The organism is Halobiforma lacisalsi AJ5 (assembly GCF_000226975.2).
GTDB classification, from domain to species: Archaea; Halobacteriota; Halobacteria; order Halobacteriales; family Natrialbaceae; genus Natronobacterium; species Natronobacterium lacisalsi.
In genome coordinates this window covers 757,129-779,407 of record NZ_CP019285.1, presented here as the reverse complement: position 1 = coordinate 779,407, position 22,279 = coordinate 757,129, and the positions used below count along the sequence as shown (strand labels likewise).

General features: G+C 67.2%; 19 protein-coding genes. 6 read left to right on the top strand and 13 right to left on the bottom strand.

Going from position 1 to position 22,279, the window contains the following annotated elements:
* Nucleotides 1-20: 20 nt before the first annotated feature.
* The gene (locus CHINAEXTREME_RS03635; RefSeq protein ID WP_029601437.1) at nt 21-287 is read right to left on the bottom strand and encodes a DUF7553 family protein; all 267 of its coding nucleotides are present in this window, start codon (nt 285-287) and stop codon (nt 21-23) included.
* A gap of 327 nt (nt 288-614) precedes the next feature.
* On the opposite strand from CHINAEXTREME_RS03635, the gene CHINAEXTREME_RS03630 reads away from it, so the two are divergent.
* Nucleotides 615-1,373, top strand: coding sequence for a DUF4397 domain-containing protein (locus tag CHINAEXTREME_RS03630; RefSeq protein ID WP_007141108.1), 759 nt, complete (start codon nt 615-617; stop codon nt 1,371-1,373).
* Between the two features lie 524 nt (nt 1,374-1,897).
* Here CHINAEXTREME_RS03630 and CHINAEXTREME_RS03625 read toward each other — a convergent pair.
* The 6 genes from CHINAEXTREME_RS03625 to CHINAEXTREME_RS03600 all read right to left on the bottom strand — a co-directional run bounded on the left by CHINAEXTREME_RS03625 (nt 1,898) and on the right by CHINAEXTREME_RS03600 (nt 8,259).
* On the bottom strand, nt 1,898-2,317 hold the full coding sequence (locus CHINAEXTREME_RS03625; RefSeq protein WP_007141107.1) for a Zn-ribbon domain-containing OB-fold protein: 420 nt from the start codon (nt 2,315-2,317) through the stop codon (nt 1,898-1,900).
* A gap of 64 nt (nt 2,318-2,381) precedes the next feature.
* On the bottom strand, nt 2,382-3,524 hold the full coding sequence (locus CHINAEXTREME_RS03620) for a thiolase family protein (protein WP_007141106.1): 1,143 nt from the start codon (nt 3,522-3,524) through the stop codon (nt 2,382-2,384).
* Nucleotides 3,521-4,729: a CaiB/BaiF CoA transferase family protein gene (locus tag CHINAEXTREME_RS03615; protein ID WP_007141105.1), complete on the bottom strand. Its 1,209-nt coding sequence runs from the start codon at nt 4,727-4,729 to the stop codon at nt 3,521-3,523. Before CHINAEXTREME_RS03615 ends, CHINAEXTREME_RS03620 begins: the two co-directional genes overlap by 4 nt.
* 57 nt (nt 4,730-4,786) lie before the next feature.
* Nucleotides 4,787-6,040: a molybdopterin molybdotransferase MoeA gene (locus CHINAEXTREME_RS03610; RefSeq protein WP_007141104.1), complete on the bottom strand. Its 1,254-nt coding sequence runs from the start codon at nt 6,038-6,040 to the stop codon at nt 4,787-4,789.
* A 100-nt stretch (nt 6,041-6,140) separates the two neighbouring features.
* Nucleotides 6,141-6,623 (bottom strand): PH domain-containing protein, encoded by a 483-nt coding sequence (locus CHINAEXTREME_RS03605; protein ID WP_007141103.1) that lies wholly within the window; start codon nt 6,621-6,623, stop codon nt 6,141-6,143.
* Nucleotides 6,624-6,684: 61 nt separating this feature from the next.
* The gene (locus CHINAEXTREME_RS03600; protein WP_007141102.1) at nt 6,685-8,259 is read right to left on the bottom strand and encodes a uracil-xanthine permease family protein; all 1,575 of its coding nucleotides are present in this window, start codon (nt 8,257-8,259) and stop codon (nt 6,685-6,687) included.
* Between the two features lie 216 nt (nt 8,260-8,475).
* On the opposite strand from CHINAEXTREME_RS03600, the gene CHINAEXTREME_RS03595 reads away from it, so the two are divergent.
* A complete protein-coding gene (locus CHINAEXTREME_RS03595) occupies nt 8,476-10,365 on the top strand; it encodes a CocE/NonD family hydrolase (RefSeq protein WP_029601440.1) in 1,890 nt (629 codons plus the stop codon).
* A 24-nt stretch (nt 10,366-10,389) separates the two neighbouring features.
* Here CHINAEXTREME_RS03595 and CHINAEXTREME_RS03590 read toward each other — a convergent pair whose 3' ends face one another.
* Both CHINAEXTREME_RS03590 and CHINAEXTREME_RS03585 read right to left on the bottom strand, forming a co-directional pair.
* The gene (locus tag CHINAEXTREME_RS03590) at nt 10,390-12,153 is read right to left on the bottom strand and encodes a methyl-accepting chemotaxis protein (protein WP_007141100.1); all 1,764 of its coding nucleotides are present in this window, start codon (nt 12,151-12,153) and stop codon (nt 10,390-10,392) included.
* Nucleotides 12,154-12,231: 78 nt separating this feature from the next.
* Entirely contained in the window at nt 12,232-13,398 is a 1,167-nt protein-coding gene (locus tag CHINAEXTREME_RS03585; protein WP_007141099.1) for an MFS transporter, read from the bottom strand.
* A 108-nt stretch (nt 13,399-13,506) separates the two neighbouring features.
* Here CHINAEXTREME_RS03585 and CHINAEXTREME_RS03580 point away from each other — a divergent pair, with 108 nt between their 5' ends.
* A complete protein-coding gene (locus tag CHINAEXTREME_RS03580) occupies nt 13,507-14,886 on the top strand; it encodes a uracil-xanthine permease family protein (RefSeq protein WP_007141098.1) in 1,380 nt (459 codons plus the stop codon).
* Here CHINAEXTREME_RS03580 and CHINAEXTREME_RS03575 read toward each other — a convergent pair.
* Complete coding sequence (locus tag CHINAEXTREME_RS03575) at nt 14,883-15,938, bottom strand: alcohol dehydrogenase catalytic domain-containing protein (RefSeq protein WP_007141097.1); 1,056 nt, start codon at nt 15,936-15,938, stop codon at nt 14,883-14,885. The two genes, CHINAEXTREME_RS03580 and CHINAEXTREME_RS03575, sit on opposite strands and share 4 nt — an antisense overlap.
* Before the next feature lie 114 nt (nt 15,939-16,052).
* On the opposite strand from CHINAEXTREME_RS03575, the gene CHINAEXTREME_RS03570 reads away from it, so the two are divergent.
* Nucleotides 16,053-16,478, top strand: coding sequence for a universal stress protein (locus CHINAEXTREME_RS03570; protein WP_007141096.1), 426 nt, complete (start codon nt 16,053-16,055; stop codon nt 16,476-16,478).
* 27 nt (nt 16,479-16,505) lie between these two features.
* On the opposite strand, the gene CHINAEXTREME_RS03565 is transcribed toward CHINAEXTREME_RS03570, so the two are convergent.
* Entirely contained in the window at nt 16,506-17,264 is a 759-nt protein-coding gene (locus tag CHINAEXTREME_RS03565; RefSeq protein ID WP_007141095.1) for a cyclase family protein, read from the bottom strand.
* A gap of 244 nt (nt 17,265-17,508) precedes the next feature.
* Here CHINAEXTREME_RS03565 and CHINAEXTREME_RS03560 point away from each other — a divergent pair, with 244 nt between their 5' ends.
* Both CHINAEXTREME_RS03560 and CHINAEXTREME_RS03555 read left to right on the top strand, forming a co-directional pair.
* Entirely contained in the window at nt 17,509-18,408 is a 900-nt protein-coding gene (locus CHINAEXTREME_RS03560) for an FAD binding domain-containing protein (protein ID WP_007141094.1), read from the top strand.
* A gap of 11 nt (nt 18,409-18,419) precedes the next feature.
* Nucleotides 18,420-18,926, top strand: coding sequence for a CoxG family protein (locus tag CHINAEXTREME_RS03555; protein WP_238593338.1), 507 nt, complete (start codon nt 18,420-18,422; stop codon nt 18,924-18,926).
* A gap of 199 nt (nt 18,927-19,125) precedes the next feature.
* Here the strand turns inward: CHINAEXTREME_RS03555 and CHINAEXTREME_RS03550 are convergent, their stop codons facing one another.
* Together CHINAEXTREME_RS03550 and CHINAEXTREME_RS03545 are read right to left on the bottom strand one after the other, a co-directional pair.
* A complete protein-coding gene (locus CHINAEXTREME_RS03550) occupies nt 19,126-21,648 on the bottom strand; it encodes a xanthine dehydrogenase family protein molybdopterin-binding subunit (protein ID WP_007141092.1) in 2,523 nt (840 codons plus the stop codon).
* A 2-nt stretch (nt 21,649-21,650) separates the two neighbouring features.
* Nucleotides 21,651-22,172, bottom strand: a complete 522-nt coding sequence (locus CHINAEXTREME_RS03545) for a (2Fe-2S)-binding protein (protein WP_007141091.1) — start codon at nt 22,170-22,172, stop codon at nt 21,651-21,653.
* Between the last annotated feature and the right edge of the window lie 107 nt (nt 22,173-22,279).

The following is a 22,279-nucleotide window of genomic DNA, read 5'->3' as shown; positions in this document are numbered from 1 at the left end:
GTGACTGAACGTCGGCGGAATCAGGCCTGGTCGATCCCCTCTCGATACTCCTCCGCCGCCTCGAGCGCGCTCTCGAGTCGGTCCTCGGTGTTGCCGTCGACCTGCTCGCTGAGCTGTCGGAGGTCGTTGAGGTGCTGGTCCATAACCGCGTGGTCGGGCGCGTGGTCCCCGACGACGTAGTCGGCGAACGCGTCCGCCGTCTCGCGGATGTCCTCCCGGACCTCGTCGTCGGCCGTCTTCTCCGCCTGCTCGAGATCGTCGCGGGCGCTTTTGAGCTGTTCGGACATGAACGCGAGTATCACGACCGCTCCCATAACCGTTGGCCGAGCACGGGCCGGCGGGGGCGACAGCACGGGACGGAGCCGCCGGAAGCAGGGGCTTTCCCCCGTGTACGGTGAGCTTACTCGTCTCGACGGGTTGCTTGAAGCCGTTACTTGCAAGTTACGGGCCGGAATTCAGGGTTTCACCGTCCCGAACCGTTCGGTCCCCCATTGAGACGCCGCTGGCTGTCCCTCGAACGGCGTTTACCGACCCTAACGCAGGGAAACGAGGGAACAACCAGCCATACTGACTACTGGCTTTTTCAAATCACGGTCCTCCTACTCGGTCGCATCATGCCCGTATCACGACGTGCAGCGCTCAAAACGATCGGCGTCGCGGGCGGTCTCACGGCCGCCAGCGGCACCGTCTTCGCCAGAGGAGAGCACAAGGACGACGAACGACCGACGGATGGGGGGAAAGGATCCACCGAGGACGATCACGAGGGGCGGAGAAAAGCCCCGAAAGCGGCGGTTCGCGTCGCGCACTTCTCGCCGGACGCGCCGAACGTGGACGTCTACGTCGAGGGCGATCGGGTCCTCGCCGACGTCGCCTACGGGGACGTCTCGCCGTACCTCGAGATCGCCCCCGGCACGTATCAGGTCACGATCACCGCGGCCGACGATCCCGACACGGTCGCGTTCGACGACCAGGTCACGTTCGGCTCCGCGATATACACCGTCGCGGCGATCGGTGAACTCGAGCCCGGAACCTTCCGTCCCAAGGTGCTGGTCGATGCCGGTTCGGCACTCGTCCGGGCAGTCCACGCGTCGCCGGACGCGCCGGCGGTCGACATCTACGCCGGAGAGGACCCGCTGTTCGAGAACCTCGCCTTCGGCGAGGAGACGGAGTACCTCGCGGTGCCCGCTGGCGATTACTCCCTGTCGATCCGGCCGGCCGGCGAACCAGACGCCGTCGCCTCCTTCGACGTGAGTCTCGAGGCCGGAACCGCCTACTCCGGGTACGCGATCGGGTACCTCAACCCGCCGGAGGGGGCCACCGGCCGGGACTTCACCGTGGAACTGACCGTCGACGGCGCGATGGCCGACGAGTAGCCGCGTCCGCGGTGCTGTCGTGCGAACTCGAACCGACCGCTCGTTTTTTTCGTGGGTGCCCGTGGAATCGTCTCTCGAGTCGCCCGGTCGTCCGACGCGGTGGGTCCCGGTGTCGATTCGGTCTCGTATCGTCCCGGTTTTGGATTACTCGTCTAGAACTATTTGCTGACATATATTTTTTAATTCGAGTCTATGTCTGGGAATACTCAGATAAAATATATATTGGCGATGTCGGGCGAGTAATCCCGAAATGAGATTTCGAGGGGCTATATACGGAAGTTATCCGGGTTTCGGGTAGCGAAGCGTGCTATAGGTATTCTCGCCCTATTTCGGGGCCTAATATCTCTGTAGAGGGACTTGAGGGTGCTATAGGGAAATTTTCGGACCAGTAACGGAGCGATCGACGCGACTCGAATAACAGAAATAATAGATGATACCTCGTCTGTTACATACCCAGAAATATAACGAATCAGTAGGTAACTAACCCGGATACGACGCCTCGAGTCCCGACAGCCGTTCTCGGTTCACTCCGCCGAGTCGGCCGGTTCCATCGGCTCGAGCCGGCGACCCGGAATCCCGTCCCCGTTCCCCCGGAGGACGGTACACTCGCCGAAGCGAACGTCGTCGCCGGTCGACACGTCCCCCTCGAGCTGGGCGACGAGGGAAACGCCGTCGAACCGGACGAGCCCGAGCCGGTTCGGTGAGCGAACGTTCGGCGGGGTGGCGTGGACCGTCGTGGTCGCGAGCACCTCCCCCGTCTCGAGGCGGTAGGTGTCGATCCTCTCCGACCCGCACTCGCTGCACCGGTCGCGGGTGTAGTACCAGCGGTGGTCGCAGGCGGGACAGGCGAACGCGCGATCGGTCGAGACGTCCCGTGGGGGCTGTGTTTCGTTCCCTGTTCCTGTCGCAGTCTTCGATCGTGAGTTCGAATTCGTCGTGGTCATCGTTCGTGGTCCGGTGGCTGGATTCCGCTCGCGTTCGTGGCCTCTCCGCGGTTTCGTTCGGCCGTCAGCGCGCCTCGAGCAGCGTACAGATCGCGTTGTTGCCGAACCCGCCGACGTTGAGCGCGAGTCCGGTTTCGGGGCCCGCAACCTGCCGGGCGTCGGCGTCGCCACGCAGTTGCCAGGTCAGTTCGACGAGTTGTGCGACCCCCGTCGCGCCGAGCGGGTGGCCGCGGGCCTTGAGCCCACCGCCGGGGTTGACCGGTAAGTCGCCGTCGAGCGCCGTCTCGCCCTCGAGGGTCGCTTCCCACGCCCGTCCGCCGTCGTAGAACCCCAGCTCCTCGAGTTCGAGCAACTCGAGGACGGTGAACGCGTCGTGGATGCAGGCGACGTCGACGGCCTCGCGCTCGAGGCCGGTATCGGCGAACGCGCGGTCGCCGGCCCGCGAGACGCTCTCGATGGCGAGCGGGTCCGGTCGCTCGGCGACGGCGTGGGTGCCCGTCGCGCCCGCGACGCCGGCGAGTTCCACGTCGTCGTCCCCGCCGGCCCGGAGAACGATCGCCGCGGCCCCGTCGCTGGTCGGACAGCAGTCGTAGAGTCGCAGCGGGTCCGCGACCGCCGGCGACGAGCGTGCCTCCTCGGCCGTGATCTCCCGCTGGAACTGCGCGTAGGGGTTTGCAGCCCCGTTGCGGTGGTTCTTGACCGCGACGGCCGCCAGCGCGTCCTCGTCCGCGCCGGTCGTCTCGAGGTAGCGGTCGGCCGCCAGCCCGGCGAACGAGGGCAGCGTCAGCCCTTGCTCGTACTCGCGGTCGTGGACCAGCCGGCTGATGAGTTCGGTCGCATCGTCGGTGTCGACCGCCGACATCGTCTCGACGCCGACGACCAGCGCGACCGACGACCGTCCGGCCCGGACGGCGTCGACCGCCCGGAGGACGGCGCTGGCCCCGCTCGCACTCGTATTCTCGATCCGGTCCGCCGTCGCGCCGTCGACGCCGAGCGCGCCACAGAGCGCGTTCTCGAGGCCGGTTCGCTCGTCGAACGCCTCGGCGGCCATGTTCCCGACGTGGACCGAGGTCACGTCCCCGGGCGCGACGTCCCCGGCGTCGTCGAGGGCGCGCCAGGCCGCCCGTTCGGCGAGTTCGAGCGCCCCGGCGTCGCTCTCGGATTCGAACGCCGTCATCCCCGCTCCCGCGACGCCGACGTCGGTCATGCCGAATCGCCGAACGCGCCCCGCTCCTCGAGGGCGTCGAGTTCGTCCTCGTCGTACCCGAGGTCGGCGAAGACGCTGCGGTTGTGCTCGCCCAGTTGCGGCGGCGGCGACTCGAAGCCGCTGTCGGCCCGGTCGTAGTTGAGCGGGTGTTCGACGACGGGAATCTCGCCGCGCTCGGGGTCCTCGATCGTCGTCGTGGTCCCGCGGGCCTCGGTCTGTTCGTTGTAGAGGGCGTCCTCGACCTCGTAGACGGGGCCTGCTGGAACCCCGGCGTCCTCGACGAGCAGCGTCATCCACTCGTCGGTCGTCAACTCGCGCAGTCGCTCCTCGAGTTCCGCCTCGAGTTCGTCCATGTGCTCGACGCGGTCGCCGTTGGTCTCGAAGCGCTCGTCGTCGGCCAGTTCCGGCCGGTCGATCGCCTCGCAGAACGTCCGCCAGAGCTTCTGGTTGAGACAGGCGACGTTGATGTAGCCGTCGGCGGTCTCGAACGTCTGGTAGGGCGCGAGGACGGGGTCTTTCGTCCCCATCCGGGAGGGTGACTCGCCGGCGAACACCTTTCCGGCCTGCTTGGTCAGCCACGGGAGGGTGGCGTCTAACATCCCGAGGTCGATGTACTCGCCCTCGCCGGTCAACTCGCGGCGGTAGAGCGCGTTCGAGATCCCGAACGCGGCCCACATCGCGGTGATGAGGTCGGTCATCGGAAGTCCGACCTTCACTGGTCTGCCGTCCTCCTCACCGGTGACGCTCATGATGCCGCTCATCCCCTGGATCATCAGGTCGTAGCCGGGCCGTTCCCGCCACGGACCGGTCTGGCCGAACGCCGAAATCGCACAGTAGACGATGTCCTCGTTGTGCGAGCGGATCGTCTCCTCGTCGACGTCGAGTCGTTCCGCGGTTCCGGGGCGGTAGTTCTGCAGGAAGACGTCGGCCTCGCTCACGAGGTCGTACAGCGCCTCCCGGCCGGCCTCGCTCTTGAGGTTCAGTTCGACGCTCTTCTTCCCGTAGTTGACCGTCCAGAAGTACGGCGACTCGCCGTCGATGAAGGGCGGTCCGGAGTGTCGGTTGTCGTCCCCCGCGCCGGGTCGTTCGACCTTGACGACGTCGGCACCCTGGTTCGCCAGCATCAGCGAACAGAACCCGCCGGTGACGAACGTCGTGAGATCGACGACTCTAATGCCATCGAGAATCCGATCGCTGTCTGTCATGCGGTGCCATGACAATCCAGTCGTCGCGTCAAAAACTTTCCTATCGTCACCCCCTGGTCACTCGAGGGCGGTCGTCGGCACCACGTCGACCCGCTCGCCGGCCTCGAGCGGGTCGGTCGTGAGCACGAACCCGTCCGCGCTCGCCGCCCGGGTGCTCGAGGAGAGCACGCTCGGATCGAACGTCTCCTCGTAGACAGACAGCGGGGAGTCGGCGTGGCCGAGCGGGTTCGCTTCCTTGCCATCGGGGTCGAGAGTGACCGGGATCGCGTACGTGAACCCCGCAGGTCCGAGGCCGACGTCCGCGCCGAACGTCCGCTCGAGGGTCGCCGGCCGCCGTTCGCCGGTGAAAAGGGGCCGGGCGACCAGCGCCGTACTGACGTACGCGCCGATCGGCTTCCCGGGGACTGCGACGGCGACGGCGTCGTGGTCGGGGAGGGACGCGATCGCGATCGGTTTCCCGGGACGCAGCCGAACCCGGTGGAAGTCGACCTCGCCGAGCGACGCGAGCGCGTCGATCACGTGGTCTTTCTCGCCGACGCTCGTTCCGCCGGTCGTGACGACGACGTCGTGGTCGCCGGCGAGGTCGTCGATCCGTTCCCGGACGCGGTCGCCCTCGTCCGGTACCGATCCCTCGTAGTCGGGGTCGTGGCCCCACGCCCGGAGGAGGTTGCACAGCATCGGCGAGTCCAGATCCGTGTGTTTCCCCTCGTGGATCTCGGTCCCGGTGGCCTGTACGCCGATCGAAAGCGGGTCCGCGACCGCGACCGACTCGCGGCCGAGGTCCCGCAACAGGATCGCGTCGGCGGCGTCGAGTCGGTCGCCGGCCGCGTAGAGGCGCTCACCCGCCGCGAGGTTCGACCCCCGCTCGTAGACGTAGGTGCCGGGAGCCAGGTCGGGGCCGTCCAGACGGCCGTCCTCGAGAACGGCGTCCTCCCGTTTGACGACCGTGTCGGCCCGCTCGGGGAGCGGTGCGCCGGTCGCGATCTCGACCGCCTGACCGGGCTCGAGCGCGGGCGGTTCGCTCTCGGGGTAGACGGCAGGGTCGACGACCTCGAGCGGTCCCGCCTCGGCGTCGGCGGCCGCGTACGCGTAGCCGTCCATCGTCGCCCGGTCGGTCGCCGGCCGGTCGGCGTCGGCGACCACGTCCTCGGCAAGGATCCGGCCGGCGATTCGCTCGAGCGGAACGGTCGTCGCCGGGCGATCCTCGAGAAGGGCGTCGCGGCGAGCGAGCGACCGGTCGATCGCGTCCTCGAGGGACAGGAGATCCGCGTGACTGTGGTCGTCGCGGTCGTCGTTCTCGTCGTCGGACATGACGGGGACGTTCGACCTGATCCGAGAAAGAGTTTGTTATGGCGTGACGATGGGGCGAGATGACGCGAGGACGAGGTGCCGGGATGACGGGATAGCGTGCTCAGGACGTCGGCTCGCCGCGCTCACCGCGCTCACCGTGCTCGCCGTGCTCGTCCGGCTCGCGGTCCTCCTTGACCGCCTCGATCGCCGGCTCGAGTTCGTCGTAGAGTCGGTCGACGTCTTCCGGATAGACGTCGATCGGTTTCGCCTGGCTGTGGGTGTGAATGCGGATCCGGTCCCGGTCGCGGTAGGTTCGATAGACGCTCCAGAGACCGAACGCCGTCAGTCCGAGCCCGACGAGGGCGTTCTCCGACACCGAGTAGACGCCGAACGCCGCGAGTGCGAGGCTCATGATGACCAGCAGCCAGTCGATCCACTCGTGGGTAACTTCGCTGACGTTGGTGTAGGGGACGCTCGTGACCTCGTCGGTCCGCACGAGGAGGACGCGACGGTCGGTCACCGCGATTTCGTCGCCGTCCCGGAGCCCGCCGCGGTAATGGAGACGTTCGCCCGTCTCGAGGTCGAGACCGTTTCGGTTCGGCATTACCGGCACTGATGGGGGACTCGTTATCAAACTTTCCCAGCGAGGAGGGGTCGCGGTTGGGTTAGTCGGCTCTGTCGACGGGAGTGGGCTCGTCCGAGGAGCGCATCGACTCGAAGAACGTGACGAACTCCTCTTCGTCTTCGGCGAGTTGCTCCCACTGGGTGAGGCCGCGTTCGTCGCGGGTCCCGCGGACGGTGTTGTCGAGGACGAACGCGATGATGCCGCCGACGGCCATCGTGGTCGATCCGATCACGAAGATGGTGTCGGCGATCAGCGGTTGGCCGAGCACCGGTCCGACGAGCGCCGCGTCCGCGGCGATCTGCTGGAACTCGGCCGCGCCGCCGACGTTGTCCATGTACTGAGGTACCGAGAGCCCCAGGAACAACGCGATGCCGATGATGAAGACGTTCCGGGAGGCGTCGAGATCGACGTACCGGAGGTTCGAGAGACCGATCGCCGCGATCTGTCCGAACATGGCGATGTACAGCGCGCCGACGATGGGGCTCGGGATCGTGGTGATCAGGGCCCCGAAGTAGCCGACGAAGCCGACGATCAGCATGACGATCGCGCCGATCTGGACGACGTACCGGGAGGCGACGCCGGTAATGCCGATCGCCCCGATGTTCTCGCCGTAGGAGGTCGACCCGTTGCCGGTCCCCATGATACCGGCGATGATGTTACCGATACCTTCCATGCCGATGCCGTGGTTGATCCGTTTCTCGCTTGGCGCGCCCACGCCCGCGATCCGGGCGACGGCGTAGTAGTCGCCGAGGCTCTCGACCATCGAAGCGAGCACGCCGGCGAAGATCCCGACGGCGAACGCCGGGGTGAACTGGGGCATCCCCCACTGCAGCGGCGTGATGACCTGGATCGCCGACGCTTCGGCGATCGCGCCGGTGTCGACGTAGCCGACCGTTTCAGGTCCGTACACACCGGTTACTGACAGTATTGCCGCGACGACCCAGGCGGTGACGATTCCGAGAAGCACCGGGAACAGTTTCGCGTATCGGCTGTACCGATCGAGGTACTGTGAGAACAGCACGATCAGGAACAGCGTCAGTCCCAGCAGCCACCAGTTCTGGTCGGGTCGGGTCACGTCCTGGACCCCGACCAGCGACAACCCGATCAGCACGATCACCGGCGCGATCACGACCGGCGAAAGGTAGTACTTGAGTTTGCCAAGCGCCCCGACGTAGCCCAGGATGACCTGGACCGTCGCGGCGGCGATGATCGCCCCCTGTAACTCGAGCAGGGTCGTTTGCCAGCCGACGCCCTCCGCGGCGAGCGCGCCGATCACCGCCAGTGCGGGGGCGAGCAGGGCGAAGGTCCCGCCCTGCACGATCGGGTACCGGTTCCCGACCGTCGTCTGTAACAGCGTGGCGATCCCCGACACGACGAAGAAGGTCCCGATAAGCCGTGCCGTTTCACCGGCCGGCATCTCCATCGCGCCCGCGAGCACGAGCGGGATCGCGACCGTCGCGCCGATCATCGTCAGGTAGTGCTGGATGCCAAGCAGTATCGATTCACCGAGCGGTGGTTTGTCCTCGATGCCGTACTCGACGAACGACGCCTCCTCGCGGGATACGTCCCCGCCGTCCGTCCGAATCTCGTTCGAAGTCTCGCTTTGGTCAGTCATATCTCCATCTCCTGGATTGCTACCGTGTCGAGTGTCCACACTCGACAGGTTGAGTCAAGAAAACTAAGCGAACGCCCATAAAGATACCGCCGTTCTGTCGGCCGTGCACGGCTATTACCGTCGGAAAGAGGTCCTCGTTCCGAGGCGTCTTCGGGTCGGTCGCCACGTTCCCCACTGGGGAATAACTATTACACTCCGCCCACATCGGTTAGTGTGATGGTATCTCATCCCGAGTACGCAGTGACCGCTGAGCTAGACGTGTCGATCGAAACCCGGGACGGGGTCGAACTCGCGACCGACATCTACCGGCCGGCGGATCCGGAGACGGGCGAGCCGATCGCCGAACCGAAGCCGGTGTTGCTCGACCGGACGCCGTACAACAAGCGTGGGCGGATGGAACGACACGGCGAGTGGTTCGCAAAGCGCGGCTACGTCGTCGCGATCCAGGACTGCCGCGGTCGCTTCGAAAGCGAGGGCGACTACTACATCTTCGTCAACGAACCCGAGGACGGGTACGACACCGTCGAGTGGCTCGCGGACCAGTCCTACTGTGACGGGCAGGTCGGGACGATCGGGACCTCCTACGGTGCCTGGGTCCAGACCGCGCTCGCGACCCAGGACCCGCCCCACCTCGAGGCGATGTTCGTCAACCAGGGAGCCGCGAACGGGCGGGAGGCCACCTTCCGTCACAACGGTACCTTCGAACTCCGGTGGCTGTGCTGGGCGCTCACGCTCGGCGGCGGGTTCGCGAAGCGAGCCCTCGAGGACGAGGACGTTCAGCAGCGACTCGCGAACGTCGACGTGCGGGACGTTCTCGCGAACGGCCCCGTCCAGCGCGGCCAGTCGCCGCTCCGGCACATCCCCGACTACGAGGAGTGGACGTTCGACATCATGACGAAGGGTGCTGCAAGCGACGAACTCTGGCAGGAACCCGGTCTCAACTTCGAGGCCTACTACGACGAGATGGCCGACGTGCCGACCGTCTACGCGGGCGCGTGGTACGACTCCTACACGAAGGCGACCTGCGACAACTTCGAGGGACTTGCCGACCGCAAAGACAGCGACCACTACCTGCTGATGGGGCCGTGGACCCACGGCTGGAACACGTATCCGCTGCCCTCCTGGAACAAGTCCTACTCGGGGGAACTCGAGTTCGGCGAGCAGGCGTTGCGGGACTATCAGGAGACGCGCCTGCGCTTTTTCGACCACTACCTCAAAGGGAAGGATACCTGGTCGGATCAGCCGACGGTCCAGTACTTCCGGATGGGGACCGGCGACGGCTCACAGACCCGCGACGGCCGCCTGTTCCACGGCGGGGAGTGGGCCGAAAGCGAGGAGTGGCCCCTCCCCGACACCGAGTTCGAGACCTACTACATCCACGAGGACGGCCGGCTCTCGACGGAGGAGCCGACCGTTTCCGACTCCGCGACCAGCTACGAGTTCGACCCCCGCGACCCCGTGCCGACGATCGGCGGCAACTGCTCGTCGTACATCACCTACGAACCCCGCGAGGAGTCGCTCCTCGAGTACCCGCTGAGCGAGCGCAAACTCCAGGACATCACCGGTCGCGGCGGCTTCGACCAGCGGACCCGTCCCGACACGTTCGGCGCGGAACCGCCCTACGGCCCGCTCGAGGAGCGCAACGACGTCCTGGTCTACCGGTCGGAGCCGCTCGAGGAGCCGCTCGAGATCGTGGGCCCGATCCGCGTGCGGGTCTACGGCTCGACCGACGCCCCGGACACCGACTTCACGGCGAAGCTGATCGACGAGTACCCGCCCAGCGAGGAGCATCCGAACGGCTTCGCGGTCAACCTCTGTGACTCGATCTGTCGGGGCCGCTACCGTGGCTACCGCGACGAACCGGACCTCCTCGAGCCCGGCGAGGTCTACGAGTTCTACATGGAGCCGTACCCGACGGCCAACGTCTTCGGCGAAGGCCATCGCATCCGGCTCGACATCTCCTCGTCGAACTACCCACGGTACGACGTCAACCACAACACGGGCGGCCCGCTGTACGACGACCGGGAGTACGAGGTGGCGACGAACACGGTCCACCACGACGCCGACTACGCGACACACGTCGAACTGCCGGTACAGCCGCGCTGAGAGGCCGATCCTTTTCCCGGCCCGCTACCGGGACCGGGACCGGGACCGGGACCGGGAAGCGCCCTCCGACTCGAGTTCGAAGCCCGTCAGCGTCCCCTCCATCTCGGCGGCCATCCCGTCGATCGCCTCCGAGACGTCGACGACCCGGTCGACGGTCGCCGTCTGCTGTTCGATGCTCGTCGAGACGTCGGCCATCCGGCGTTCGATCTCGTCGCTGCGCTCGGAGAGTTCCCGGACCACGTCCTCGACGGTCGCCGTGTCCTCGGCCTGTTCCTCGGCGGCGCGGGCGATCGCCTCGATCTCGCGGTCGGTCTCGCGGACGGCGTCCTCGATCTCCTCGATGTGGTCGACGACCCCCTCGACCGCGTCGGCCCCGGCCTCGACCGTCCGGTTGCTCCGTTCGATCGCCGCCGTCATCTCGTCGATCCCGTCCCGCAACTCCTCTAGATCGTCGGTGATCTCGGACACCGTCGCCTTCGACTCGTCGGCCAGTCCCTTGATCTCGTTTGCGACCACCCCGAACCCGTCGCCGGAGTCGTCGGCGTGGGCCGCCTGGATGTTCGCGTTCAGGGCAAGCAGGTTCGTCTGGTCTGCCACGTCCGCGATCAACTCCGCCATCTCGCCGATCGCGTCCATCCGATCCTCGATGCGCCGGACCTGTTCGACGTTCTCCTCGGAGGCCGCCATCGCCTCGCGGATCCGCTCGAGGGCGCGTTCGGCGTCGTCGACCCCCTCCTGGGTTCGCTCGCTTGCCGTCGCCGCGCGCCCCTCGATCCGGGCCGCGTTCTCGGAGATCTCCTCGACTGCGCCCGCGAGGTTCGAGACGTTCTTCGCGGCGATCGTCGCCTGTTCGGACTGCTCGCTTGCCATCTCGTCGACCGCGTCGCTCGCGTCGTCGATCTCCTCGGTCGCCGAGGTCGTCTCCTCGCCCGCCGCGACCAGTTCGTCGCTGATCTCGGCCAGTTCCTCGGCGGTGTCGCGGGCGTCGGCGAGCGCGTCGTGAATGCTCTCGATCGCGGTCCCCAGGTCCGCCGCCATCTCCGAGAACCGCTCGTGGGCCCGCTGTACCTCCTCGAGGTCGGAGTCGGGTTCCGGCACCTCGGGGTCGACGGTGAAGTCGCCCCGACTCAGCCGGTCGGTCCACCCCTTGAACGCCTCGATCACCTCGTCCTGGTAGTCCTGGTACTCCTCTAGGGTCTCCTGGCGGTTGACGGCCTCGACTCGCTCGGAGACGTCGCGGTTGATCTCGATCGCGCCCGCGAGTTCGCCCGCGGCGTCGAAAAGCGGGAAGAAGGTCCGGCTGACGTGGACCGTCTCGCCGTCGACCTCGACCTCGCCCTCGAGGTTCTGGATGGCTTCGCCGGTGTCGAGCACCTCCCGCATCACCGTGTTGTCGGCCTCGTCGTAGTCGAAGAGGTTGTCGCCGATCAGTTCGCCCGGTACCCGACCGAACAGGTCCCGACACTCCTCGTTGGAGTGGGTGAAGTTCCCTTCCGCGTCGACGACGAAGATCGGGTCGCTCGAGCCCTGCAGGTAGCTGACGATGATCGATTCGGCGGTGGCGCTGCCGAATGGCGTCCCCTCACGGGGCCGTTCGACGTCGCCGTCCGCGTCGAGGAGGGCGTCGCCTTCCGTTCGCCACTGCTCGCGGTCGATCGCGCCGTCGGTAGCCGCGTCGGTCGCGGAGTCGCCGTCCGAACTCGAGTCCGTGTCCGCGTCCGCGTCCGCGTCGTGGTCGGAACTGGTCGCGTCGGCCCGATCGAACAGCGATGTCAGCGAGGGGGTCATACCTATGTCAGTGAATCTATGTCACTTAAACTTACTCGCCGCTCGAGGTCGATGGAATCGAATACCGGAATTCCGCTCTCAGCCGCCGACGGTCCGCCGCCAGCAGAGCCAGATCGCGCCGACCGTCGCGCCCATCGCCGCGAACCCCGCGGCGTAGCCGTCCGTCGCGGCCAGCAAGCGCCCGACGAGCCAGGGATACGCCAGCGCGGCCCCGTTGCCCACGAGCATCATCCCCGAGAGCGTGACGCCGGCGTCGTCGGCGAGTTCCGAGAACGCGAGGCCGAACAGCGGTCCGAACGGCACGCCGAAGCCGAACCCGGTCAACACCAGGCCGGCGGTGATGCCGGCCGCCGAGTCGACGTCGATCGCCGCCGCGAGTCCGAGGAGCACGAGGGCGAGTCCCAGCAGCGTCCCGCCGACGGTCGCCCGCTCGCCGTAGGTCCGCGAGAGCCAGCCGCCGACGCCCCGGCCGAGCACTGTCGCCAGGGCGAACCCGACGAGCACCGCGGTGCCGGGCAGCGCCGCGTCGGCGACCACCTCGGCGTACCAGGTCGAAGCGACCATCAGGAACCCGAACGTGGCCACGTTGCCGAACCCAAGCGCCAGCCCGCCGGCGGAGGTGAACGGCTCGAGGTAGGCCCCCAGGACCGTTCGCGCGTCGGGGCCGACCGTCGCCAATCGAGCGGTGAACGCGCCGCCGGCGAGCGCGACCACGGCCGCGCCGACGGCCGGGAACGCCGGGCCGGCCCACGGCACGACGACGGGGCCGGCGGCGAGGCCGACGGCCAGTCCGAGGGTGAACAGCGCGCCGAGCATTCCCTGTGCGGTCGCGGTGTCCGCGCCGGTCGTCCGCAATCCGACGTACTTCATTCCGGCGACGAACGCGGCCCCCTGGCCGAGTCCCAGCAGGAGTCGGGAGGCGTAGGTGGCCTCGAGCGTCAGGACGGCCCCGAGGCCGATTCCGATCCCGGCCAGGACGAACCCGGCTGCGGCGACGCGCTCGACGGCCGTCCGGCGGGTCATCAGGTCAGCCGGGACGACGGCGGCGAACTGCCCGAACAGGAACAGCGACATGCCGAGTCCCGCCGCGTCGGGCGACACGCCGCGGGCTATCAGCAGTGACACGTAGGCCCCGTAGCCGCCGACGGCGAGTCCGAGCCCGAACAACCCAGTTCCCACGGCGGCGATCGCCGACCACGGCAGCGGCCGTTGCTCGCTCGTCGCTCTCGAGCGGAGCGTGCTCATCGTCCGGATATCCGGCTACCCGGCAATATGCGTTACGGGGCCTGACCGTCAGGCCAGACCGAACGTCATCAAGATTTATATATGGTTTGTTGAATGTTACACTATATCATGGCTACAGGTGACGAACTCGAAGCGACGGAACCGGAGACCGAACTGATCGCGTACGATATCGACGACGAACCGCCGCTGTCGGAAGCGGTCCCGCTCGGGCTCCAGCACCTGCTGGCGATGTTCCTCTCGACGGTCGCGTTGCCGCTCGTCATCGCGGGGGCGATCGGTCTCGACGGCGCACAGACGACCTACATCGTCCAGATGGCGCTGCTCGTCGCCGGCGTCGCGACCGTCGTCCAGGTGTACTCCGTCGGCCCCGTCGGTGCGAAGTTGCCGATCGTCATGGGGACGAGCGCGATCTTCGTCGCGCCGCTGATCGACATCGGGTCGACGTTCGGGCTCGCGGCGATCTTCGGGGCCGTCATCGTCGCCGCGCCCGTCGAGATCGCGATCGGCTACTTCTACGACGACCTCGAGCGGTTCTTCCCGCCGCTCGTCACGGGCACGGTGGTCATGCTCGTCGGCCTGACGCTGATCCCGACGGCGATCGACTACGCGGCGGGCGGCCCGGGCGCGGAGACCTACGGCTACCTCGAGAACCTGGCGCTTGCCGGACTCGTCTTCGTCGTCGCGGTCGGGTTCAACCAGTACTTCGAGGGCCTGCTCTCGATCGCCAGCGTGTTGATCGCCGTCGTGATCGGCTACGTCGTGGCGGTCCCCCTCGGGTTGCTCGACCTCTCGGGGGTCGCCGACGCCGGCTGGATCGCCGTCCCCGTCCCGCTCGAGTACGGCGTCGAGTTCCACCCGAGCGCGATCCTGGTGGTCGCGTTCGCCTACGTCGTGACCGCGATCGAGACGATCGGCGACGTCGAGGGGACGACCGGCACCGTTGGCCGCCGCGCGACCTCGGACGAGATGCGGGGTGGACTGTTCGCCGACGGCGCGATGAGCATGTTCGCCGGCCTGTTCAACGCCTTCCCGAACACGTCGTTCTCCCAGAACGTCGGGCTCATCGGGTTCACCGGGGTCGCCAGCAAGTTCGTCGTCGCGATCTGTGGCGGGTTCCTCGTCCTGCTGGGCCTCGTCCCGAAGGTGGCCGCCGTGGTCGCGGCGATGCCCAATCCCGTCCTCGGCGGCGCGGCGATCGTCCTGTTCGGGATGATCTTCTCCATCGGCCTCCGGATCGTCGCGAACCGGGTCGACCTGACCCGGCGCAACCTGACGATCGTCGCCGTCTCCGTCGTGCTCGGCGTCGGCGTCGAGGTCCGCCCCGACGCGATCGCCCAGTTCCCCGACGAGGCACAGGTGCTGCTCGGCTCGGGCCTGCTCGTCGGCGGCGTCACTGCACTCGTGTTGAACGCCGTTCTCCCGCGGGACGAGGCCGCTTCCGACCACGAGGCGGCGCCGAGTCCGGAGCCCGAACCGACCGACGACTAGGGCTCGAGTACGACCATCCCGTGGCTCTCGCCCGATCGGATCCGCTCGTGGACGTCCGGGACGTCCTCGAGGCCGACCCGCTCCGTGACGACGGGGGAGATCCGGCCGTCGGCGAGCAACTCGGCGGCCCGGACGACCTCGTTTTTCGTGGCGTACCGCGAGCCGAGGACGGCTGCCTCCTTCTCGACGAACTCCCGCAGAAGCGGCCCGAACGCGCGCTCGTGGTGGGTCGTCAGCGAGACCACCCGGCCGCCCATCGCGAGCGCGTCCCAACCCGCCCGCAGCGTCTCCACGTCGCCGACGGTGTCGACGACGACGCTCGGCCCGTTGCGCTCGCCGCCGGCAGCCTTCCGCACGCGTCGTGCAACGTCGTCGGGATCACCCCGGACGTCGACCGGCTGGACCGCACCGTCCGTGACGGCGTCGACGTGCTCAAGGCGGTCGTCGACGACGTCCGCGGCCAGCACCCGTGCCCCGCGGCGCGCGGCCAGTTGCGAGAGATGGACTCCGACCCGGCCAGCGGCGCCGATCACCAGCACCGTATCCGTGTCGTCGACGGCGGCCCGCCGGCAGACGTGCAGCGGCGTCGCGAGCCCGTCGGCCGCGATCGCACCCTCGGCGAACGTCGCCCCGCCGGGAAGCGGCAGGGCGTTCTCGGCCGGCAGGACGGCTTTCTCGGCGTAAGCCCCGTCGCGGTGGACACCGTACCAGCCGTCGAACGCCGTACACCGGTTGGCCTCTCCGCGGCGACAGGGGGCACAGTCGCCGCAGGTGAGATAGAAGTACGCGAGGACGCGATCCCCCGGCTCGAGGCCGTCGACGCCCTCACCGACCGCGTCGACGACGCCCGCGAACTCGTGGCCCGGGATACGTGGTGTAAGCGCGGGATCGTCGGACAGTCCACCGCCGATCGCGTTCTCGATCGTTCGGGTTACACCGCAGGCCCGCACGTCGACCCGGACCTCGCCGGGCCCCGGTTCCGGTTCGTCCACCGTGTCGATCGAGAGCGGGCCGTTCCACTCCTCGAGGACGCACGCGTCCATCGTGCTCATACCACACGATACTCGGCCAGGGTCTTAGCGTTCACCCTCGTGGCCGGTTTCGCTCGTTCCCGCGACCGGAGCGTTCGGCGAAGCTATATGTTGGTTGCGTTCGAAATGGGTGGTATGCCGAACCATGTCTTGGTACCGGTCGACAGCTCAGAACAGTCCGAAGACGCACTCGAGTACGCCATGGAGACGTTCCCGGAGGCCGACATCACCGCGTTGCACGCCCTCGAGATCGGGCAGGGCGACATCGGCACGTTCTCCGGGATGACCGGGGAGGTGCCGGACGAGGAGGCCGAGCGCGAACGCGCCGAGGAGTTGTTCGAGTCGGTTCGCCAGCGGGCCGCGGATCACGACGGCGAGATCGACACGGTGCTGGGTCGCGGTCGACCGGACCGCGTGATCGTCAAGGAAGCCGAGAAGGGAGAGTACGACTCGATCGTCATCGGCAGTCACGGCCGCGACGGCGTCGCTCGCGTGTTGCTCGGTAGCGTCGCGGAGAAAGTCGTGCGTCGGTCGCCGGTGCCGGTGTTCGTCGTTCGGTAACCGGTCGGACGACCCTCGTTTTCCGAGTTATTTGAAGGCGACACACCGACAGACGCTGGACTCCCCGCCGCGGAACCGCCACGGGAAGGTGCCGATCTGGACGCGCTCGTTGAGCAGTTCCTCGGGCACCTGTGCGTTCTCGACGTGGATCGTCCCCTCGGGGAACAGCTCGGTGTGCATGAGCTGGTACCCCTCCGGCGGGAAGATCTCGTCTAAGTCGTCGACGCCGAGGTGGTCGGCCGCTTCCTCGGCCAGTTCGGGGCGAATGTCCCGAATGACCGTGTTCATCGGGTGGTCCGCACTGCCACAGTCGAGGATGAGGTAGTTGATGTCCATCTCCTTGCACCACTCGGCGAACTCCGCGTTCGGACCGGGATGTTTGCAGAAGTACCGATGGGGGTCGGCGTTCTCCGTGTGCCAGGCGTACTCCTGGTAGCCCGTGTGGATGAACAGGATGTCGCCCTCGCGGACGTCACAGACGTCCTCGATCATCTCGCTCGTGTAGACGTCGTAGTCGCCGACCTTGTCGGAGATGTCGGCGACGACGGCGTCCCCGACGAGTTCGTCGAGGCCCACCTGTTCGATGTCCCGCCCGTGAGCGACGAAGTGTTTCTCGCCGTCCAGGTGGGTCCCGGTGTGGTTCATGAACTCGATCTTCTGGCCGTTGACCTTCTCGGTGTCGAGACTCTTCTCGTACCACACCTTCGGGTTGTCGTAGGTCGGCCACGCCGGCGTATCCTGTGACCACGGCTGGGTCAGGTCGTACATCTCGTAACCGTCGAGCATACCATCCACATTTCGCGCTCGTCACTTAAACTTACGTGAACGGGCGAAACCGAGTCGGGTGGGGCGACCCCTAAGTGTGCCAACATGCAACAACACTTATTAGTAACGTTACGGAAAATACGTGATATCCGCGTGACCGACACATGATTTCCCATACCACCCACCAGTATCGCTCGCGTTCGCGCCCGCGTTCGGACGGGAACGGACGGCGGACCGCCCTACACACGCTGTCGCGAGGGGATCCATGAAGCCGGCTCCGTTCACCCACCACCGACCGGAGACCGTCGAGGAAACCGTCGAGTTGCTGGCCGACCTCGAGGACGTGGAGTTGCTCGCGGGCAACCAGTCGCTGGGGATCGTGATGGCAAACCGGCTGGCGACGCCGGATCACCTCGTCGACTTGAACGGCCTCGAGGAGCTCCAGTACGTCGAGGAGACCGACGACGGGGTCCGGATCGGGGCGATGACCCGCCACCGGACGCTCGAGCGTTCGGACCCGCTCGCGGAGCTCGTCCCGATGCTCCCCGAAGCCGCGGAACAGATCGCTGGCCCCTCGGTTCGCAACCAGGGAACGATCGGCGGCAGCATCGGCGAGGCGGACCCCGCGGGGAACTACCCGGCCGCGCTGGTGGCGCTCGACGGCGTGCTCCACCTGCGCTCGGCCGAGGAGAGCCGCGAGGTGACCGCCGACGACTACTTCATCGCCTACATGTTCACGGACCTCCGCGAGGAGGAACTCATCGAGGCGGTCACGGTGCCGACCGACCCGTTCCCGCCCGAACGTACCGGGATGGCGTTTCTCGAACTCAAGCGGGCGGCCCAGACCTGGCCGACGGTCAGCGCGGCGACCGCCGTACGGGTCGACGACCCCTCAGCTGACGATCCGGTCCTCGAGGAGGTCCGGATCGCCCTCGCGAACGCCGCGGACATCCCGCTTCGGGTCCCGGACGCGGAGGACGTCCTCGAGGGCGAACCCCTCTCGGAGGCGGGTCTCGCGGAGGCGGCCGAGATCGTCACCGATGCGGTCACGCCGGAGGGGGAGATGCACGCGGATCGAGACTACAAGGAGGAAGTGGCCGGCGAGTACGCGAAACGCTCGCTCGAAACGTCGTACGAACGCGCGATCGATGCGGAGACCAACTGAGGAGACACAACATGCTAGAATTCACTGGCGAAAACGAGATGGAACAGTCGAAGGACGAACTCTGGCCGTACTTCACGGACACCGACGTCCTCGCGGAGTGTGCGCCCGGATGCAAGGAGATGACGCTCAAGTCGCCCCACGAGATCGAGGCGGTGCTCGCGGTCGGCGTGGGCAGCGTCAAACCCGAGTTCGACGTGGACGTCGTCGTCACCGAGGCTGACCGCCCCAACACGCTCGAGATGAAGGCGGTCGGCCACGCCCCGCGCAACGAGTTCGAGACCACCGCGGAGATGGAGTTGCAGGAGAACGACGACGGGACGACGGTCGTCTGGTCGGCCTCGGCCGACGTCTCGGGGACGATCGCCAGCCTCGGCGGCCGTGCGCTGAAAAGCGTCACTAACCGCCTGGTGAAGAAGTTCTTCTCGAACATGCAGGAGAAAGCCGCCGACGGCGTCGACGCCGAGTCCGAACTCGAGGCGGCACCGACAGAGGACGTGACGCTCGAGTCGGGCGACTGACGCCGCGCTTTTGATTCGGGTCGTTCCCGGGTTCGCCGGATTCGTCGTATTCATCGTGTTCGTCCCAGGTCCGTAGTGACGTCGCTGTCAAACGAGACGAACGGGACTCGAGAAGCGGAGTCGAGTCGAGTCCGATGCCGAAAGAAGCCGGGCCAAAACTGCGCCGTCGCGTCGTGGGGACGGGGGTTGGGGCGCTACGTTACTCCTCGTCTTCGCTTTCGTCCTCCGCCTCCTGGACTTTCCCTAGCAGGTGATCCGGCGCGACCGGGATCCGATCTGCCGGCTCGTCGGCCCCTATCGGCTCGAGGGCCGCGTTGATCGACGTGGCGATGCTCGCGGGGGCGTCGATCATCCCGCCCTCGCCGACGCCTTTCGCGCCCGTCTCGGTGTACGGCGACGGCGTCTCGGTGTGTTCCATCTCGATCTCGGGGACGTTCTCGATCGACGGCAGCAGGTAGTCGAACAGGGTGATCGCCTGGGGCTGGCCGTCGTCCTCGTAGCCGAACTCCTCGAGCAGGGCGGCGCCGACGCCCTGGGCGATCCCGCCGTGGGCCTGTCCCTCGACGATCATCGGGTTGAGCATCGTCCCGCAATCCCGGACGGTGTAGAACTTGAGGATGTCGACCTCGCCCGTTCGGGAATCGACCTCGACGATCGGGGCGTTCGCGCCGAACGCAGCGGTCGGGTAGACGGGGAACTTCTGGGTGAACGCTTCGTCGAACTCCTCGTGCTCGGTCGCGGGGTGGTCGTAATTGTAGCTGACGCTCGTCAGTTCGCGGTCCTCGACGTCGCGCTCGGCGTCGACGGCCGCCAGTTCGGCGAGCGACAGCGACTCGTCGCCGCCGATCCGGTCGACGGCGCCGTCCTGGTAGGCGACGTCGTCGGTCGAGACGCCCCAGCGGTCGGCCGCGACTCGCTCGGCCGCCTCGCCGACGCGCTCGGCGAGGCCGACCGTCGCCCCCGAGAGCATGACGGCCATCCGCGAGGCCGCGCTCCCGTACTCGGTCGGGGCGTCGACGCTGTCGAGATAGTCGACCTCGATGTCGCTCGGCAGGACGCCGAGTTCGTCCGCGAGCAGTTGTGAGACCAGCGTCTGGTGGCCCTGTCCGGACGAGTCCGTCGCCAGGTACGCCTGGACCGTGCCGTCCTCACGGACCGTCGCCCGGAGGTGTTCGGGCAGTTCGTCGACCTCGTCGCGGGACCGTTCCTCGAGTTCGTCCGTTTCGGTCCGCTGGCGGTCGGTCCAGTCGGAGCCGCTGACGCCGGGTTCGATGATGACGCTCGGCTGAACCCCGCGGTACTTGCCCTCCTCGCGCCGTTCCGCGACGACCTCGGGATCGAGCAGCCCGCCGTCGCGCTCGTCGGCGATGATCTCCTCGATCCGGTCCAGGGTCGCCGGGTAGTCCCCCGAGTCGTAGATGTTCTTCGAGGGGAGGGTGTATGGCAGCTGATCGGGCGTGATCAGGTTCCGCCGGCGGAACTCGGTCGGGTCGATTCCGATCTCGCGCGCCGCCTCGTCGACGATCATCTCGAGGGCGTAGATGTGGGGGTCGACGCCGAACCCGCGGTAGGCGGTCTGGGAGGTCTTGTTCGTCAGCACGAGGTCGTACTCGTAGCCGACGTGGTCGATCTCGTAGGAGTTCGTGAGCACCGACAGCGGCTTCAGTACCTGATTGACCGGGTATCGCGGGAACGCGCCGAAGTCGTCGACGAACCAGATGTCGAGGCCCCGCATCGTCCCGTCGTCGTCGACGGCCAGCCGCATCTCGTACTCGCGGTCCGAGGAGTGCATGTCCCCGCCCTGGAGGTTCTCGAGGCGGTCCTCGTTGAACTTCACGGGCCGCTCGAGTTCCTTGCTGGCCATCGCGGCCAGACAGCAGTAGCGGTGGATGCCGATCTTCGTCCCGTAGCTGCCGCCGACGTCGGCCGGGACGTTGACCCGGACGTCGTCGGCGTCGTAGCCCAGCGGCTCGTGGATCATCTCGTCGACGAGCGTGTGCAACTGGATGTTGCAGTCGATGTCGAACGAGTCGGTCTCGTCGTCGTACTGGGCGACGACGCCCGCGGTCTCGAGCGGGACGCCCGAGATCCGGCTCCACGAGTACTCGCCGGAGACGACGTGATCGGCCTCCTCGAAGGCGTCGTCGAGGTCGCCGAACTCGAGCCGTTCGCCGTCGACGACGTTCGTCCCGACGTTGTCGTGGACGAGGACCTCGTCCTCGCGGGCCTCCATCCCGTCGGCAACGGCGTCCCGGGGATCGTACTCGACGTCGACCAGGTCGGCGACGTCCTCGGCGGCGTACCGGTCGCTCGCGACGACCACTGCCACGGGCTCGCCGACGAACCGGACTTTCTCGTCGGCCAGCGACCACTCTTCCAGGGTCGCGACGCCGTCGTCGGTCTCGACCTCCGGGATGCCGACGGGCATCGGGCCGTACTCGGCCTTGACGTCGGCCGCGGTGAGGACGAGTTCGCAGTCGGGGTGGTCCTCGGCCGCGCTCGTGTCGATCGAGACGATGTCCGCGTGAGCGTGCATGCTCCGGACCAGCGCCATGTGCAGGCAGTTCTCCGGCGTGATGTCGTGGATATACTCGGCTTTCCCCGTGAGGATCCGCCGGTCCTCGACGCGCGGGAGGCCGGTTCCCGTGAACGATTCCGTTTCGGTCTCCGGTTCGACGTCGACGTCTACCTCGTCGGTTTCGGACGGCTGTGAACTGGACATGGTTACTCCCTCATCTCTTCGGCCGCCCGCTCGACGGCCTCGTAGATGTTCTGGTAGCCGGTACAGCGACAGATGTTGTCGGCCAGCCCCTCCTCGATCTCCTCGCGGGTCGGATCGGGGTTCTCCTCGAGCAGTTCCTTCGTGGCCATCACGAACCCGCTCGTGCAGAACCCACACTGGAGGGCGTGACTCTCGTGGAACGCCTCCTGGATCGGGTGCAGTGAGCCGTCCTCGTTCTCGGCCTCGTCGGTCAGTCCCTCGACGGTCTCGATCTCCGCGCCGTCGGCCTGGACCGCGTAGGAGAGACAGCTCTTGACGGTCCGGCCGTCCTGTTCGACGGTGCAGGCGCCGCAGACCCCGTGCTCGCAGCCGACCCGTACGCCGTTGAGTCCGCACTCGTTACGGAGGAAATCGGAGAGTTTGAGCCGTGGCTCGACCTCGGCGGTGACCTCCTCGCCGTTGACTGTCACGGTGATCTCTTCCGTGACTCGCTCGTCATAATCACCCGTGGCATCGGTACTCATGGGAATACGTACTATGTCTTCCGACCAGGACATAAACGTTGTGTTGCCCGGAGCCGCGACTGCGTCGGGTAACGTCACGCCGGTGTCGGATCGGCGGTCGACCAGGG